Origin of the sequence: Prochlorococcus sp. MIT 1223, from assembly GCF_034092465.1 — a bacterium.
In the GTDB taxonomy this organism is placed as follows: domain Bacteria; phylum Cyanobacteriota; class Cyanobacteriia; order PCC-6307; family Cyanobiaceae; genus AG-402-N21.
In genome coordinates this window covers 407,626-421,084 of record NZ_CP139303.1, presented here as the reverse complement: position 1 = coordinate 421,084, position 13,459 = coordinate 407,626, and the positions used below count along the sequence as shown (strand labels likewise).

Here is a 13,459-nt window from a genome sequence, read left to right as displayed (position 1 = left end):
TGAAAAATTATTAAATAATTTTAATAAACCATGACTAAATAAAATATTAAATTTAGATAACTTAAACTATGAGAAATTTGTAATATTCTTATAATTGGCGTGAAGATTAGCAATAAGGTAAAAGACTTAATTAAATAATAAAAAGGTTCCTTTCAATATAAATAAAGAAACGAGATAAAAATGCCATTAATTTCTACCATTACAACGTTGTACAGCTATCATATTGGCTTCTGAGTGGTTATTTTCTAAAAGCCAAATTTTATTAGAGGATTGACCTATACAAAAAACCTCACTGGCGCTTTTTATTGCTCCAGGGATTAGACAAATTGCTATCAATATAAGAGAAGATCCTGTAATATATCCATGTTTGTTAATTTTATAAATCTTCTTAAGAAAAGAATTTCTCTTTGTCATGAAAGTCTATTAGCATATACGTATGCTGATTATAAATACCTTGACGAGATGGTGCAAATCTTCAATTTAATGTAATGATTATCTTATCTTCTGCTTTTTTAAGATGATATTTTTAAAAGTTTCGATAATCATTAAATCTGCACAATCTGCTGATAAATCAATGATGTTCTATAAATAAATAAATTTTAAAACATTATGGTATAATCATAATTCAATATAATTATGATAGTTTCTGTCTAAATTAATTAAAGACCTTTTTTAGTACTGAATATTTATGTTAGACAGAAAAAAGGCTTACGATCCTTTTGGAAACATATCCAATGATCAAATAGCTGACATTGTAAACTCAAATAATGAGTTAGATGATGAAGCTGCAAGATTTATTCAGGAGGAGAGAGACGAGGAGAAGAGGTTAGTATATGAGAGAAAATACTTAAATAGACATTTTTTAAGGCTTAGGAAGTCACCTCTTGAAATAATTAACCGTTCGTTATTGTTGTTCTTTTTAGTTAGCTTTATTTTTTCTTTTATAATTATTTTCCGTGTTAGTAATCTTTGGTTTTGTGTTTATATCTTAAGTACATTCTCATGTGTTTTCTATACTCCCAATCGTAAGACAATTAAGGAATTGATTTCAGCATGGCCTAATATACAAGATCTTTTATCTAAAAATGGACTATGGAAATGATTAGTAAATATAATTATATTTAAAATTTGCCACGCTCTATTATTATTTTAAAATTATTTATTACTTTCTCTATAATTAATTCTTAACTTTATCTTCTATTCTTTTCTTTATAACCAGAATTAAAATATTAACAGCTGAATATGGAACTTTAAAAAACAAATAAATTTCTTAGTAATTTTAAATTGTCTTTCCTTAGAGTTAAAAGCAATCACTATATTTCTATTCATGGTTTGATCTTAAACGTCCTGATCCATTTAATCGATAGAACTCTCAAAAAATTTTTTTAAGGATTGTTATTAGAAAAGCTTGCTAACCTATCATACAAATCTATACTTATAAGTTTTCTAGAAACCCTTTTTTATTATTTTTTTGTCTATTATAATAAATTAACTTAGTACTTTTTCCTAAGCTTATAATAATCTAGACTCTATCATTAATTATTAAAACACAAATGAATCCATTGCTTCTGATTTCTTTAATAATACTCTCTGCGGCCTTATTCTACATAGCCTTTTTTGTCATTGGCTTTGCTGGGGTCTCAACCAATATGAAAGCTCAAGGCTTGGAGAGCAAATTGAAGAAGTGAATAATTAATATTGACTATTTATATACTAATATAAGTTTAACTACTAATTTAGATGTAAAATTGATTTTTTACTCTAGTTAAAGGATCGTCTACTAATACTTTGGTAATATCTCGAAATTAGTTAGCTAAATCCTGGCTCAAAAGGAAATACCTGCTCGCTCCCAAATATTTCTTCCATGCTCATTTCTTTTTGTTCCCCAAATAGCTTCTCTATAGGTTTATCTGCTTGAGTTGGTCCAACTATCATTTCAAGTGTACTTTCCTCTTCCTCTGAGGATAAGGTTGGCTCTTGGATGAGACTTTCTAGCTGGTCAGAGTTTGCACTTATGCTGCTCCAACCAGTCAGAAGAATTGATGTGATTAGGCATAGAGCAAGTAAAAGGTTTCGCATAATTCCTCAATATCTTTATTTAACTTAAACCACCCATCTCCCTTTATCACTTTTTTTTAGGCTGTGATAAGAGGCCATATGAATAAGGCACCTAGGCAAGGAAATATACGAAAATAACGTAAGGGTCCCAATCCATCAGCATCATTGACTTACTTAAGGTTGTTACTGAGTCCATCTCTACATAATTCCAAACATTTCCTATAGCACTAATAAGATATATTCCTTAATCAACTGAGTTTATATTTTTCTTTTATCTAGAAAACACACAAAAAGTTTTAATGCGCTAATGTGTCAGACCTTGCGTTTCCTAAATGACTAGTACTGGGTTTGATAAGAACGGACTTGATGGTGCTGGCATTCACTGGCTTCAATATTTATCAATGACCTCAATGTCATTTTTGATATTCTTAGTGGCATTAGATAAAGCAGTACCAAGTTTTCACAATTTAATTTTGATTTCGATGGCCAAGGTTGGAATACTTTGTAATTAAATTGTCGCTTGATAATTTGAGACTATAAATGTATATCTAATTAAATTTATCAAAACCACTTAATCTGCCTATATATTAATATATTCTAGGGATAAGATTTTATAAAGTTATTCTTATTCACCATCATTCTGTATTAATTCTTTCATCACATATAGCCTACTTATAATAATTTAAATGTTTTATAATGAATTAGTAACTATCAATTATCATTTTATAGTTACTAATTTTTTTGACTGTATAATACCTATAGCAAATCCTATCCATCGTTAATAAAATATAGATTGGATAAATATATTGAATATAGCAAGAGTAAAATTCATAATCTTGTGATTTAGTAGAATATATATTGAATTAAAAGAGTAACGAAAATACCTTTAAAAAATACTAACCATAGCATTCCATAATCTGACAAACCTAGCTTTTTTTTGTACCATAGGATTAATTTCTTATGAGACTCTATTATTTCCATGAATTTTATGTAATATCAATACAATAGCAATTTTTTTTTAATATTCAAGTAATTTCATGGTTGTTATTTGCTATAAATAGTAAATTATGTGGTCTATAAATGAATAGAAACACGCAACTTATGAATATTGGGATTCCAGCTTTATTAGGAATAGGTGCTGCTTGGCTGGGAATTGCTTTTATAAAAAGCGCACCACGGTTAGAAGTAAGGAAAATGGAACTTGAGATTCAACTAGGATCTAAAAAACTATTGAGATAATTTTAGACTGAATTTATAAATATATGTAATTATTTAAATTATTTACTTGCTTATATTTGCCTCTTTAAAGGTTATAAACAAGGATTCAAACTTTCTGCTATCATTTGATTAATTTAATAATCCAATAATAATGAGTGAGATTAATTGTCCAAACTGCGGGAAGCTTTTCAAGATTGATGAAACTAGTTACTCAGATATTTTGAAGCAAGTTAGAGATGATGAATTTCAGAACCAACTAAAAGAACGTCTTCTTTTAGCGGAGAAGGATAAAAAGAACGAAATTGAGCTTCTGCAACAAAAGATAAAAATTGAGATACAAGAATCTTCTCGTGAAAAGGATTCCGCAATTCACCAACTTAAATCAAAATTACAGGCAGCTGAACTCGAGAAGACGTTGGCAGTTAACAATGTGAGGAGTCTTTTGGAGAAGGAAAAGGATGAAATTAATAATCAACTCACACAATTTATGGCAAATAAGGAAAGAGAAACCCAAGTAAATAACTATGCTCATAAAATAGCAATTTCTGAAGCAGTAAATGAGGTTCAGAAGGAATGCGATTTACTTAAAAATGATCTTCAAAAGGCAGAACTTGAGAAAGAATTATCTGAGAAATCTATATCAGAGAAATATGAATGCCAGATAAAGGATCGTGATATGGCAATTGAGAGACTAAGGGATATGAAAATACGACTATCTACCAAAATGGTAGGAGAAACACTAGAACAGCATTGTGAAACTGAGTTTAATCGCTTTAGGGCAACAGCTTTCCCACAAGCATATTTTGAGAAAGACAGTGACATAAGTACAGGAAGTAAGGGGGACTACATCTTTCGTGATTTTGATGATTCAGGTGTTGAAATAGTATCAATAATGTTTGAAATGAAAAACGAGATTGATTTAACGGCTACAAAAAAGAAAAATGAGGATTTTTTGAAAGAGCTCCATAAGGATAGAGTTGAAAAAGATTGTGAATACGGAATATTAGTATCACTTCTTGAGCCAAGTAATGATCTATATAATTCTGGAATTGTTGATATGTCCTATCGTTATAAGAAAATGTATGTTGTGAGACCGCAGTTTTTTCTTCCAATAATTACACTTTTGAGAAATGCAGGACTTAGGTCACTGGAGTACAAATCTGAACTTGAAATTATTAAGAGTCAGAATATAGATATAACAAATTTTGAAAATGATTTAGATATATTTAAAAAGGGTTTTGGTAAAAATTATGAGCTTGCCACAAGGCGATTTGAGTCTGCAATTGATCAAATTGATAAATCAATTAATAATTTGCAGAAAACAAAGGATGCACTCCTTGGAGCAGATAGAAATCTTCGCCTTGCCAATAATAAGCTTCAAGAGGTCAGTGTAAAAAAATTAACAAAAAACAACCCTACAATGGCAACAAAGTTTAAAGATCTCAAAATTAATAAACAAAATTAGTAGGAGCAAATTAAAAGAGAAGTAAAATTAGCTAATCTTTCCTAAGTTTATTGATAATGTAAAAAGAGCCTATAAAAGAGATTATTATTTTTACGAAACCAAAGGCAAGTAAAATATAGAATATGGGGAAAAGTATTAGTATTATTAAGTTGTAAACCCAATTTAGGTACTGATATTTATTTAACCTTCCTTTCAAAATTGCAACAGTGTCTAGCAGGTCTTCTTTGAGATCATTCATTTGAATTTCAATGCTTACGTATATGATGCAACATTTATAGCTTCTTTGCCAGTATTTTATTAATAAATTGTAGCGATGAAGTAAAATAATTTTTATTTATAATATAAAAATTGATTTTTCTAGAGTATTGATTTTTATGTTAAAAGTTTCTTAAAAGCATTTTATTGAAAATAGTAAAGGCAAATTAGAGATTATTTAATCAATTAATAATATATCTAAAAGATTGGTTTTGCTAGGTTATTTCAAATGAGAATTAAACTTTTATATCAAATTAGAATAATTAACCCATAAGTAGTTTTCCTATTAGAGATACTACAATTAATGCTTACAGTAAAAAAATTGATTTTTTGCATATTAAATATCTTTATTATAGATTTAGGTTGGAGAGGAAAATATTCAATGTATACCTGACTATAGGACTACTATCTAAAATCAATAGTAGCAAATTCCCAAAATAATAGGGCTTTCGCAAAGCCCCAATTAATGCTTCATCCACATTATATGATTGACTCTGAAAGACATATCTTCTCGAATTACTCTGATCTATTACTATATTAATAAACATCTATTTTCCTATATATATGGCTATTTTATGGTTAACTTGTTAAGTTGCAATTATAGAGGGAACCTTACGTTTTGCTTGATAAAACAGTAAATGATCAGAATTTGGAATTAGCTGATTCTATTAGTAATGAAATGCTGAGTAAGATTTTCCCAGAAACCTTTCATACTCGTAGTGGCAGAGCTAATGGTGTAGGAGAGGCTTGGGGCGTAGGTGATTCCTGGGTTTGTAAATGTTCTGATTGTGCGCAGATAAGAAGACAGATATGGGAAAGATTTGAAGCCTCAGTTTGTTTGTAGAGGTAAAAATAGAAATTACACTTACAAATACATGATTATATTACTAAGTATAATGTTATTTAGGTTTTTAAATAGAAAATATGTTTGATAAATATTGACTTATCTAATATTAAGTTACCCATGCCAGAGCATAGACTGCAATTCTTTTTTATTCATTGTCATAAACTGCTGAAACATAGTCTCTTCGTATAACCTTCTTAGCTCATGTTCCGATGCGTTCTCAGCCATTTTTTGAGCAAGGCCACTAGCTATTTCTTCCTGTGTTGAATCTTTATCCAAAGTTAGATCTATATTTATTTATATATTAATAAGTTAAACATATTTAAGCAAGAATTATTTTTTACATTTGATTATATGTAGTAAGTAGGAATGTTTGATTCAAGTATTTAGTTTCTTCAATCAGTAAAATAATATCATTCTTTATCAGCAAGGCAAAGGTTTTCTGTTAGAGCACTCATTGATATAGCTAGTAAAGTCATAAGATAAGTAAGTACATTGTTCCTCTCGTTCTTCGTTGAAAATCAGCAACTAAGTTATTCTACCTATCGCTTGTTCCTCTGATAGGGCTGTTTATGCTGCTACTGCTTACTTGGTTGCTTTATTTTTATTTCTTTATTGATCGGTGCTTAGCGTAACTCCTAAAATATGTATGTATTTTTGTACAGAATATAAAGAAATAGCTATTAATTTAACAACCTTATCCAGTTTAGTAACTATTTTTTAAATAACCTCTTACTTTCTATGACACCTTTATTTAAAGAGTGGTTTTCTCGAATTCAGGATGACACCGAAGTTTTTAATGAAATTACAGATATCTATAAGCATCACTACCCTTTTATTGCTGAAGGCTATTCAGATCTTTTAGAAGATAGTGACTGGGTTAGCTGATTAAATATAATTTTCTTTTCAGTAACTGATTTATCGTTTTAGCTATCCAATTTTTACAATTCAGTAAAACCTTTACCTTTGGTCTCTAATGGCTTGACTTTTACCTCCTGGGTAGAGTTTTCCATGACTGATTTTCTTACAATTACAATAGCGATAGAAACTAGGGCCATAATAATGGCAAGTATCCATCCAATTGACAGCCAGTAATTTGTGGTCCCTTTGAGTTCTAGGAGCTCTTGCTTTAATATTGAATTCATGACTAGGTCTCAATTACGAGAAAATTTATTTATAAAACTATTTTATTTGTGGAACACGCAAAAGTTTAACTCTAATATTAATTGTTTCTAAAACTATTGATTAGTTATTATTATTCTATTTATTTTCAATTTCAATTTATATAAGACTTAACTTAGTAATATTTATCCGTTTACTGATTTTTTTTTACTATGCACTTATCATTAATAAGTATTAGAAAACAAAATTCTTCAAATGGTACAGTCAACCTATAGTTTAATTGAACTAACAATAATAATAATTTCTTTATTTTCTGTATTAGTCTATATTAATCTCAGTAAAAACTCGAATTATTCGGCTAAAAATAGTGCTAATTACTTAGAATTAACTAACCTTCCAAATTTAAATGATCTTCTAGAGCTAGAAAAAGTTGCAAGAAAAGAAGGAAGCAATGTAACTCTTGAGCCATTAATTGGTGTATGGAAATTTGTTTCTGTATGGAAACCTCTCTCTGACAAGGAAGATTTCTTCACAAGTTTGCTATTAAGGAAATTTTCTGCTTGTCTTCAGCTTTCTAAGGCTAAAAATATTGAAGATCAAACTTCATTCTTAATTAATAACTCTATTAAATTTGGTTTGTTGCAGCTTAAGTTCAGCGGAGAAGGTAAATTAGTTGGTAATCAACCTAGATTGATATTTTATTTTGATTCTATAGAGCTATACTTATCTTCTAAAAATGTATTTAAGCGTTCTATTCCAATACCTGAGGATAAGAATAAGCCATTCTTTTTAATTGTCTCTATGTCAATAACTAATTCGTGGCTTTCAGGTAGAGGTAGAGGAGGAGGACTTGCTTTGTGGCAGAAGAGCTAAAGAATTATTAAATATATTTTAGTGGCGGAATATATTATATGTATGTAGAATACTATATTTAAATCTGTAAAAGATTAACGTTGAATTATCTGTGATTTGCTTTTAGATCAAATCACTTAATTCGATTTCATAGTATTTATCTCGAGTCCTTTTTACTCGTCAATGTAGCAACTAGATAGTTGACTATATCTTCATTTTAGGAAGTGACTATATTTATTTTTTAGCTTATATCGTTGGACATTAATTCTTTCTTGTTGATAGTTAATGGGTATAACTCAAACTTCATCATTAAATGTAATCAACTTGTAATTCCTAAATAAGGTTTACCTATAAAAACTTTTACGTATTAATCAATATTTTACAAAGTAATTATTTTTTCTATCAACCTTGAAAAAGGCACATTTTAATGAAATATAACTTTAATTATTACTATTTAAATTAAATGTCATTTGAATTTAATCAGTATAAAAATTTATTAAATTATAAAATACCAAGAATATTTATGTGTTTTCATCTTGTTTTGGTAATTGAAGCCATCCACTGGTCCATTTAGCGAATGTTTTTAACTCTGTCCATGAAACTTTAAATCGAATGCTCTCATCTAAAATCGCAATAAGTTCTACCCATCGCTCATCTCCTTTCCCGCCGTAACTATCTACTTCAAAGTGCCTAAAACCTTCTCTGGGCTCGCTGGATGTCCAGGCTTTGTTTGGAGGCCATCTCATTTTTCAGAATCCTTTTGATTGTTAGCTTTGAGACCCAGCATTATTGCTAGGAAAAGAAGAAAAACAGCTAGAAATGGAGTGCTATGGCTGAATATCTCTAGTAACATAGCAATTATGCTATATGGAAAGAAGGTTTGTATTAATATCTAAAACTATTATAAAATCATAGTGACGGTCAAAATGAAAAAAGAAAAACTATGTAATCATAAAAGAATTTAATAAAAAAGGAACTCTTCTTTTAAATTACGAAAAATCTTATCATTCCATTAGTAAGTCAATATGATCAATCGGCAATAATTAGTTCTTAAGATAAATTTCCATATCTTTTTACAATGAACAATTTTAGAAATATTTTATTATAAATGTCTTTAACCAGGATTTACTACTAACCAAAATTATTTTAGATAATAGATATTTCACATTAGCAAGTCTTACTTTATAACTTAATAGATACACCTTTAACCATCAACGTAAATCGCCTAGCCAATAAGAGAATAGGAAATAATAACTTCGATCTTTTTTTAGATCTAAATATTATTTTTATAACTTCTAATAAAGCATCTGAAGGTGCTTTGATTTGAGAACATATGAAATTTATAGCTTCATAACCAGTTAGTATTTTATTCTCTTTAATAAGTAAAGCACCTTTTATATCTATATCATAGTCTTTAGGTAATTCTGATGGCTTATCTCTGGCATCCTTAATTTGGATTTCGGGCAAATTACTTTTTAGCTCTAGCAATTCAGCGAATTTGTTGCAAAAAGGGCATTCTCCGTCATAAATAAAAATCAATTTATTAGTCATATTGACTCAGTTTATTCATAGATATAGCAATTCTAGCCATGTTTAATGAAAAAAATTTTAGAAATCATTAGCTTCTCTCCACAGAGCATCTTGTTTATCGGATAGGTCTTGTAGTCTTTTTGTTTCGTCAGGATGATAATGAGAAGTTACTGAGTTGACAAATTTATAAATCTCTTCATCTGATATCCCATAATCTCTTAGTAGTGCTAATTCTTTTGAAATCACATCTCGTGCAATATTTAGTAATTCTTCTTTTTTGCTGTTGTTTTCGATTACCATCTTTATATATTAACCATATTATTCTTAGCAAATATATCTAAATGTTCAATAGTTTAAATCTTAATACACTTTTGGCACAATAGATATAAAGGTAGAAACTTTTATTTCTTGCAGGCTAATTGTTAAGTATCGCAATAGAAACTGATCAGAAGATCATGGATATATTTAATTCTTTAAACATGATGATATATGTCACCTTATATTCTGTTCTCAAGATTTTTGAGCAGAAATAGGAAACGAATTCTGATTTATCCACTCAAGCTGAGTGACCATAGACTTTAAATATAAATCGAATTAATTTTTGTAGGACCTCTTGTCAGAAAACAGCTCGTCCGTTTATATGAAAAGTGTAAATACAATTTTGAAAATGGCATTAAGGGAGAGGTCTCCAAGGAATTGTCCTTGGGATTTAGAGAGAAATTCAAATAAATCTTGGACTCTAAGTAAATCTGGTGATGTTTTTACTTTTACTAAAAGTAGGATTGATGGGAATTTCATCTATATCCAAAAAAACGAGGGAAAAATAAAACCTGTTAGTAGCTATGAGGCTGGTTTTACTTACCAAAGGCTTTTTGACTGTGGTTACGAACTGGGCATCAGTTCCGAAGCGGCTTAGAAAAAAGATATTCTTTAATTAGGTGAATTTATGTAATTTCAAGTTGATCAGTTTCTAAGCCATTCCAATACTCGAGCTGTTCGCAGCAACAAAAATTGCTGAGAGCAAGGCCAAAGCACATGGTAAAATTTTCTTCATCTTTCTTTGCCTAACTTAACAAAAGCCTAGCACGTTGTCGCTGCTAGTTAAAAGATTTTAATTATGACGTTGGGTCTGGCGCGAGTATGTGAGTTCTGCTTAATTCGAGATATCGTAATTTTGCTAATGATCCTCGAATATCGAAGAGTTTTTGATTTTGTCGGACGTTTTTGCCTGGCAGCTGCATTTGCTATATCAATACCTCCGAAATTATCTAACTTTTCATTCTTTGTTCGATTAATCAGCCAAAAGGGTATACACCAGTCTATTTCTCTTTTTCTTTTGATTTCTGCAATATTTTGTTTGGTTTTTGGGGTGGGATTTATTCTTTTTAGTGATAAGCAGAATATTGGATCTACCTTTCTTTTGGTTTTTCTTATACCTACAACTTTGATAATGCATTTATCGCCATTTGAGCCTGTGAAATTCTTTATGAATTTAGGTCTTATAGGAGGTTTAACTATCTCCTTAACACGCTCAATTCCTTATGCTCAAAGTTCAATAGAGGCTTCTATAGCTAGCTTTATTACCTCTTTTTATAAAACAATAAAGAACATATTTCACGATAAGATTAACTAATTTACTTCTTCACTAACTTATGATCTCTTAGTTGTTTGATATAGCTGTACAGAATTTGGCTTGTTTGCTTATGTATAAAGGGTGAGAAAAAAATGATCAAACTTGAGTCTTGAGTCTTGAGTCATTGGACATTTTCCTGAACAAATGATCAATTGACCCTAGGACTTTTATTAATCTATGGAAAATATTAAATATTCAAGAAAATTCTCTTAGAACTAGCTTCTTGAGCTGAAATAGTGTATTGTCGTTGGAATTTTTAAATTTAATTTGGAGTCAGATCTTCTAGCTATAGGGTTTTCGCTGGTTTTGTCACTAGGAGGAATACTTGCCCTCTCGTCTGGGTTTGACGATGACGATGACCAAGATGGTGGTGGAACTGGCTCTCCAGTACTGCAACCTGTGTTATCCGGTAGCTACTGATTATCTAACTTAAGATTTTTTTTAGGATACAATTTTGATATTTTTTTGGCTTGTTCTTCTAGTTTTGAGTCTATAAACCTTTTTTCGGCTATACGTCTTGCAATTATTCCAGGTGCAAACCAAACAATCAAAATCATTAAAGTTAAGAAAATAGGATTATTTATTGTTGCATCTGCAAGCATCTTCAATTTACTTTTACACTTTGAATATATTCAAATATTAAAATACTATTCAGTAAAAAGCGTTAATACAAATAATTATTTACAAAATACTTTGATTGATATGTGTTTATGCCTTATAAATTAATTCTATAAAAAATTAAATCTAAAATTAGTATTTAAATGAAATTTTATATACTTATACATTATAGAATCTAGATTATTCAATCGTTACTGTTTGAAACGGGCACATTATGTTTAGAACCTTTTTCCTTCTGAGTATTGGCCTTTTTGGTGGATTATGGATTGCATGGCCAGGTATTGCTAGAAGAGATAATTGGGCTTGTGCACTTGATATTATTATTAGTGCAAAAGAAGATAAGGTTGATATGAGAGCTGTAATGGCTGTAAACCCAAAATATATTTTAGAAAAGAATGAAACTGGAAAATTAAAAAAAATTCGACTTGTGGGAGATGCTTGCTTCAGGTGAGTTAATAAGCAATTATGCTTGCTTTAAATTATAATCCTTGTTAAAAATATTTGGTAATATAAACTACTTTTATATCTTGCTAAAAAATTTAAGATGGTTGAAATACTTTTCTCCTCTTGTCGGAATACTTTTATCTCCGGTAACTATTCTATTTATATGGGCTATTTGGACCGGTCCTACTGACAGTGAAGTCCCTATAGATAGGAAAGAACTAAATTACTAGGTTAATAGTTCTGAATATGAGCAAAGTTTAGAAAATCAATACTTACCATGACATATATTGAATTATGGTTAGTATTGATTTATTAATTAAGAATGCAATGCATCCATTCACCAGGGAGTTTTTTCAATTAATTAAGATTAATGAGTATTCAGATCTATTAGAAGATACAGATTGGGGAATTAAAAATCTCAATAAAGTTGTTTCACCTTTATACTCTGACCTTTTAGAAGATACAGATTGGACATAGTTAAACTAAATCACTTTAGAAGTTTAATATATATAAATATCTATTCTAATAAAATCCAAAACTTTATTTGAATAATTTTTTTAATAGGAGTTTAAATACTTATTGCAATCCATTAGCTTTTTGTTCTAATAGAGTAACTGTAATAAATTAATGAGTAGAGCAACAAAATATGAGAACAATCTTCTTCCAATGGGATGTTATGTAGAGGAAGTAGTAGAGAATAATGGGATTTTTGAAAGAGTTTATAAATGTCCAGACGGACAAAAACATTATATACCTGAATCACTTCTTTTCAGTTCTGACTTTGATGATTTTGCTTAGATATCTTAATTAGAAAATTAGGTATCTTTAGAAATGTATTTTTAAGGATAATTCCAGGTCTACTTCAGGGCTCATCTATTTCTGATAGTTCTTTTTCGAAGAACCATTGAGTAATGCCTATATTTAGTTCAACTACTAAGCCAAATTGGTTGCCATCTACCATTTTATAGCCCACTAATCTACCAACCGAATCTTTTTGAAGAGCATTTATAAGTTTAATTGAAAGTCTATCTTCTACCGAATCTAGGTCAACTTTAAGCTTTTGCCCTTTTATTAGCTTGGAAGAGTCTTTAATCATATCTAGGTCTGAAAAAAATTATATATCTTTTAATTAATATCTAATTAATTATGAATTGTCTATTAATTTAAAGAGTATTTAAATTTATCTCCTTTCATGTGCTTTTATACAAGACTAAAAAGTTATTATTAAACCTTCTTAGAATTTTGAAAGAGCTGTTCCTCTTGAACTCTTAAAAAGGAAAAACATTGGTAAAATGAATGCTATAAAAGCTGAACTATAAGGGATTAAATTTTGGTTAAATTGCTTATTCCTAATTCTGAATTGGATAAAGCAAACAATTTTAAAATAGTAGTTTTAGATGCTTTTAAAATGTGAGAAGGT

General features: G+C 29.4%; 22 protein-coding genes. 14 read left to right on the top strand and 8 right to left on the bottom strand.

Annotated elements, in window-relative coordinates; translation table 11 throughout:
• Window positions 1-186: 186 nt before the first annotated feature.
• Window positions 187-414, bottom strand: coding sequence for a hypothetical protein (locus tag SOI85_RS02225; RefSeq protein ID WP_320664605.1), 228 nt, complete (start codon window positions 412-414; stop codon window positions 187-189).
• A 274-nt stretch (window positions 415-688) separates the two neighbouring features.
• Between SOI85_RS02225 and SOI85_RS02220 the strand changes: the two genes are divergently transcribed.
• Window positions 689-1,102, top strand: a complete 414-nt coding sequence (locus SOI85_RS02220) for a DUP family protein (protein WP_320664604.1) — start codon at window positions 689-691, stop codon at window positions 1,100-1,102.
• A 707-nt stretch (window positions 1,103-1,809) separates the two neighbouring features.
• Here the strand turns inward: SOI85_RS02220 and SOI85_RS02215 are convergent.
• Window positions 1,810-2,079, bottom strand: a complete 270-nt coding sequence (locus SOI85_RS02215) for a hypothetical protein (RefSeq protein WP_320664603.1) — start codon at window positions 2,077-2,079, stop codon at window positions 1,810-1,812.
• A gap of 311 nt (window positions 2,080-2,390) precedes the next feature.
• Here SOI85_RS02215 and SOI85_RS02210 point away from each other — a divergent pair, with 311 nt between their 5' ends.
• The 5 genes from SOI85_RS02210 to SOI85_RS02190 all read left to right on the top strand — a co-directional run bounded on the left by SOI85_RS02210 (window position 2,391) and on the right by SOI85_RS02190 (window position 6,728).
• A complete protein-coding gene (locus SOI85_RS02210; protein WP_320664602.1) occupies window positions 2,391-2,570 on the top strand; it encodes a hypothetical protein in 180 nt (59 codons plus the stop codon).
• A 568-nt stretch (window positions 2,571-3,138) separates the two neighbouring features.
• Window positions 3,139-3,297 carry a hypothetical protein gene (locus tag SOI85_RS02205; RefSeq protein WP_320664601.1) on the top strand — a complete coding sequence of 53 codons (159 nt, stop codon included), beginning with the start codon at window positions 3,139-3,141 and terminating at the stop codon, window positions 3,295-3,297.
• A gap of 130 nt (window positions 3,298-3,427) precedes the next feature.
• A complete protein-coding gene (locus tag SOI85_RS02200; RefSeq protein ID WP_320664600.1) occupies window positions 3,428-4,741 on the top strand; it encodes a DUF2130 domain-containing protein in 1,314 nt (437 codons plus the stop codon).
• Window positions 4,742-5,615: 874 nt separating this feature from the next.
• Window positions 5,616-5,840, top strand: a complete 225-nt coding sequence (locus SOI85_RS02195) for a hypothetical protein (protein WP_320664599.1) — start codon at window positions 5,616-5,618, stop codon at window positions 5,838-5,840.
• Between the two features lie 741 nt (window positions 5,841-6,581).
• Entirely contained in the window at window positions 6,582-6,728 is a 147-nt protein-coding gene (locus SOI85_RS02190) for a hypothetical protein (RefSeq protein ID WP_320664598.1), read from the top strand.
• Window positions 6,729-6,781: 53 nt separating this feature from the next.
• Here the strand turns inward: SOI85_RS02190 and SOI85_RS02185 are convergent, their stop codons facing one another.
• On the bottom strand, window positions 6,782-6,985 hold the full coding sequence (locus SOI85_RS02185; RefSeq protein ID WP_320664597.1) for a hypothetical protein: 204 nt from the start codon (window positions 6,983-6,985) through the stop codon (window positions 6,782-6,784).
• A gap of 232 nt (window positions 6,986-7,217) precedes the next feature.
• Here SOI85_RS02185 and SOI85_RS02180 point away from each other — a divergent pair, with 232 nt between their 5' ends.
• Window positions 7,218-7,835 (top strand): hypothetical protein, encoded by a 618-nt coding sequence (locus SOI85_RS02180; RefSeq protein WP_320664596.1) that lies wholly within the window; start codon window positions 7,218-7,220, stop codon window positions 7,833-7,835.
• Between the two features lie 500 nt (window positions 7,836-8,335).
• On the opposite strand, the gene SOI85_RS02175 is transcribed toward SOI85_RS02180, so the two are convergent.
• From SOI85_RS02175 to SOI85_RS02165, 3 genes are all read right to left on the bottom strand, one after another.
• Window positions 8,336-8,560 (bottom strand): TIGR02450 family Trp-rich protein, encoded by a 225-nt coding sequence (locus SOI85_RS02175; RefSeq protein WP_320664595.1) that lies wholly within the window; start codon window positions 8,558-8,560, stop codon window positions 8,336-8,338.
• Window positions 8,561-8,996: 436 nt separating this feature from the next.
• On the bottom strand, window positions 8,997-9,365 hold the full coding sequence (locus SOI85_RS02170; RefSeq protein WP_320664594.1) for a DCC1-like thiol-disulfide oxidoreductase family protein: 369 nt from the start codon (window positions 9,363-9,365) through the stop codon (window positions 8,997-8,999).
• A gap of 57 nt (window positions 9,366-9,422) precedes the next feature.
• Entirely contained in the window at window positions 9,423-9,644 is a 222-nt protein-coding gene (locus SOI85_RS02165) for a hypothetical protein (protein ID WP_320664593.1), read from the bottom strand.
• A 313-nt stretch (window positions 9,645-9,957) separates the two neighbouring features.
• On the opposite strand from SOI85_RS02165, the gene SOI85_RS02160 reads away from it, so the two are divergent.
• From SOI85_RS02160 to SOI85_RS02150, 3 genes are all read left to right on the top strand, one after another.
• Window positions 9,958-10,260 carry a hypothetical protein gene (locus SOI85_RS02160; protein WP_320664592.1) on the top strand — a complete coding sequence of 101 codons (303 nt, stop codon included), beginning with the start codon at window positions 9,958-9,960 and terminating at the stop codon, window positions 10,258-10,260.
• Window positions 10,261-10,461: 201 nt separating this feature from the next.
• Window positions 10,462-10,977 (top strand): DoxX family membrane protein, encoded by a 516-nt coding sequence (locus tag SOI85_RS02155; protein ID WP_320664591.1) that lies wholly within the window; start codon window positions 10,462-10,464, stop codon window positions 10,975-10,977.
• Between the two features lie 267 nt (window positions 10,978-11,244).
• Window positions 11,245-11,397, top strand: coding sequence for a hypothetical protein (locus SOI85_RS02150; RefSeq protein ID WP_320664590.1), 153 nt, complete (start codon window positions 11,245-11,247; stop codon window positions 11,395-11,397).
• Here SOI85_RS02150 and SOI85_RS02145 read toward each other — a convergent pair.
• Window positions 11,391-11,579 (bottom strand): hypothetical protein, encoded by a 189-nt coding sequence (locus tag SOI85_RS02145; RefSeq protein ID WP_320664589.1) that lies wholly within the window; start codon window positions 11,577-11,579, stop codon window positions 11,391-11,393. The two genes, SOI85_RS02150 and SOI85_RS02145, sit on opposite strands and share 7 nt — an antisense overlap.
• A 230-nt stretch (window positions 11,580-11,809) precedes the next feature.
• On the opposite strand from SOI85_RS02145, the gene SOI85_RS02140 reads away from it, so the two are divergent.
• The 4 genes from SOI85_RS02140 to SOI85_RS02125 all read left to right on the top strand — a co-directional run bounded on the left by SOI85_RS02140 (window position 11,810) and on the right by SOI85_RS02125 (window position 12,837).
• Window positions 11,810-12,046, top strand: a complete 237-nt coding sequence (locus SOI85_RS02140; protein WP_320664588.1) for a hypothetical protein — start codon at window positions 11,810-11,812, stop codon at window positions 12,044-12,046.
• A 97-nt stretch (window positions 12,047-12,143) separates the two neighbouring features.
• Window positions 12,144-12,269 (top strand): hypothetical protein, encoded by a 126-nt coding sequence (locus SOI85_RS02135; protein ID WP_320664587.1) that lies wholly within the window; start codon window positions 12,144-12,146, stop codon window positions 12,267-12,269.
• Window positions 12,270-12,333: 64 nt separating this feature from the next.
• Entirely contained in the window at window positions 12,334-12,516 is a 183-nt protein-coding gene (locus SOI85_RS02130; RefSeq protein ID WP_320664586.1) for a hypothetical protein, read from the top strand.
• Between the two features lie 150 nt (window positions 12,517-12,666).
• Window positions 12,667-12,837: a hypothetical protein gene (locus tag SOI85_RS02125; RefSeq protein WP_320664585.1), complete on the top strand. Its 171-nt coding sequence runs from the start codon at window positions 12,667-12,669 to the stop codon at window positions 12,835-12,837.
• Between the two features lie 64 nt (window positions 12,838-12,901).
• On the opposite strand, the gene SOI85_RS02120 is transcribed toward SOI85_RS02125, so the two are convergent.
• Window positions 12,902-13,135 carry a DUF2862 domain-containing protein gene (locus SOI85_RS02120; RefSeq protein WP_320664584.1) on the bottom strand — a complete coding sequence of 78 codons (234 nt, stop codon included), beginning with the start codon at window positions 13,133-13,135 and terminating at the stop codon, window positions 12,902-12,904.
• Window positions 13,136-13,459: the final 324 nt, after the last annotated feature.

Excerpts from the sequence above, each read along its gene's own strand:
- SOI85_RS02145 (WP_320664589.1), bottom strand. The coding sequence starts at position 11,579 with ATGCTTGCAGATGCAACAATAAATAATCCTATTTTCTTAACTTTAATG.
- SOI85_RS02180 (WP_320664596.1), top strand. The coding sequence starts at position 7,218 with ATGGTACAGTCAACCTATAGTTTAATTGAACTAACAATAATAATAATT.
- SOI85_RS02120 (WP_320664584.1), bottom strand. The coding sequence starts at position 13,135 with ATGATTAAAGACTCTTCCAAGCTAATAAAAGGGCAAAAGCTTAAAGTT.
- SOI85_RS02225 (WP_320664605.1), bottom strand. The coding sequence starts at position 414 with ATGACAAAGAGAAATTCTTTTCTTAAGAAGATTTATAAAATTAACAAA.
- SOI85_RS02200 (WP_320664600.1), top strand. The coding sequence starts at position 3,428 with ATGAGTGAGATTAATTGTCCAAACTGCGGGAAGCTTTTCAAGATTGAT.
- SOI85_RS02125 (WP_320664585.1), top strand. The coding sequence starts at position 12,667 with ATGAGTAGAGCAACAAAATATGAGAACAATCTTCTTCCAATGGGATGT.
- SOI85_RS02205 (WP_320664601.1), top strand. The coding sequence starts at position 3,139 with ATGAATAGAAACACGCAACTTATGAATATTGGGATTCCAGCTTTATTA.
- SOI85_RS02220 (WP_320664604.1), top strand. The coding sequence starts at position 689 with ATGTTAGACAGAAAAAAGGCTTACGATCCTTTTGGAAACATATCCAAT.
- SOI85_RS02210 (WP_320664602.1), top strand. The coding sequence starts at position 2,391 with ATGACTAGTACTGGGTTTGATAAGAACGGACTTGATGGTGCTGGCATT.
- SOI85_RS02190 (WP_320664598.1), top strand. The coding sequence starts at position 6,582 with ATGACACCTTTATTTAAAGAGTGGTTTTCTCGAATTCAGGATGACACC.
- SOI85_RS02185 (WP_320664597.1), bottom strand. The coding sequence starts at position 6,985 with ATGAATTCAATATTAAAGCAAGAGCTCCTAGAACTCAAAGGGACCACA.
- SOI85_RS02155 (WP_320664591.1), top strand. The coding sequence starts at position 10,462 with ATGACGTTGGGTCTGGCGCGAGTATGTGAGTTCTGCTTAATTCGAGAT.
- SOI85_RS02215 (WP_320664603.1), bottom strand. The coding sequence starts at position 2,079 with ATGCGAAACCTTTTACTTGCTCTATGCCTAATCACATCAATTCTTCTG.
- SOI85_RS02175 (WP_320664595.1), bottom strand. The coding sequence starts at position 8,560 with ATGAGATGGCCTCCAAACAAAGCCTGGACATCCAGCGAGCCCAGAGAA.
- SOI85_RS02140 (WP_320664588.1), top strand. The coding sequence starts at position 11,810 with ATGTTTAGAACCTTTTTCCTTCTGAGTATTGGCCTTTTTGGTGGATTA.
- SOI85_RS02130 (WP_320664586.1), top strand. The coding sequence starts at position 12,334 with ATGGTTAGTATTGATTTATTAATTAAGAATGCAATGCATCCATTCACC.
- SOI85_RS02170 (WP_320664594.1), bottom strand. The coding sequence starts at position 9,365 with ATGACTAATAAATTGATTTTTATTTATGACGGAGAATGCCCTTTTTGC.
- SOI85_RS02165 (WP_320664593.1), bottom strand. The coding sequence starts at position 9,644 with ATGGTAATCGAAAACAACAGCAAAAAAGAAGAATTACTAAATATTGCA.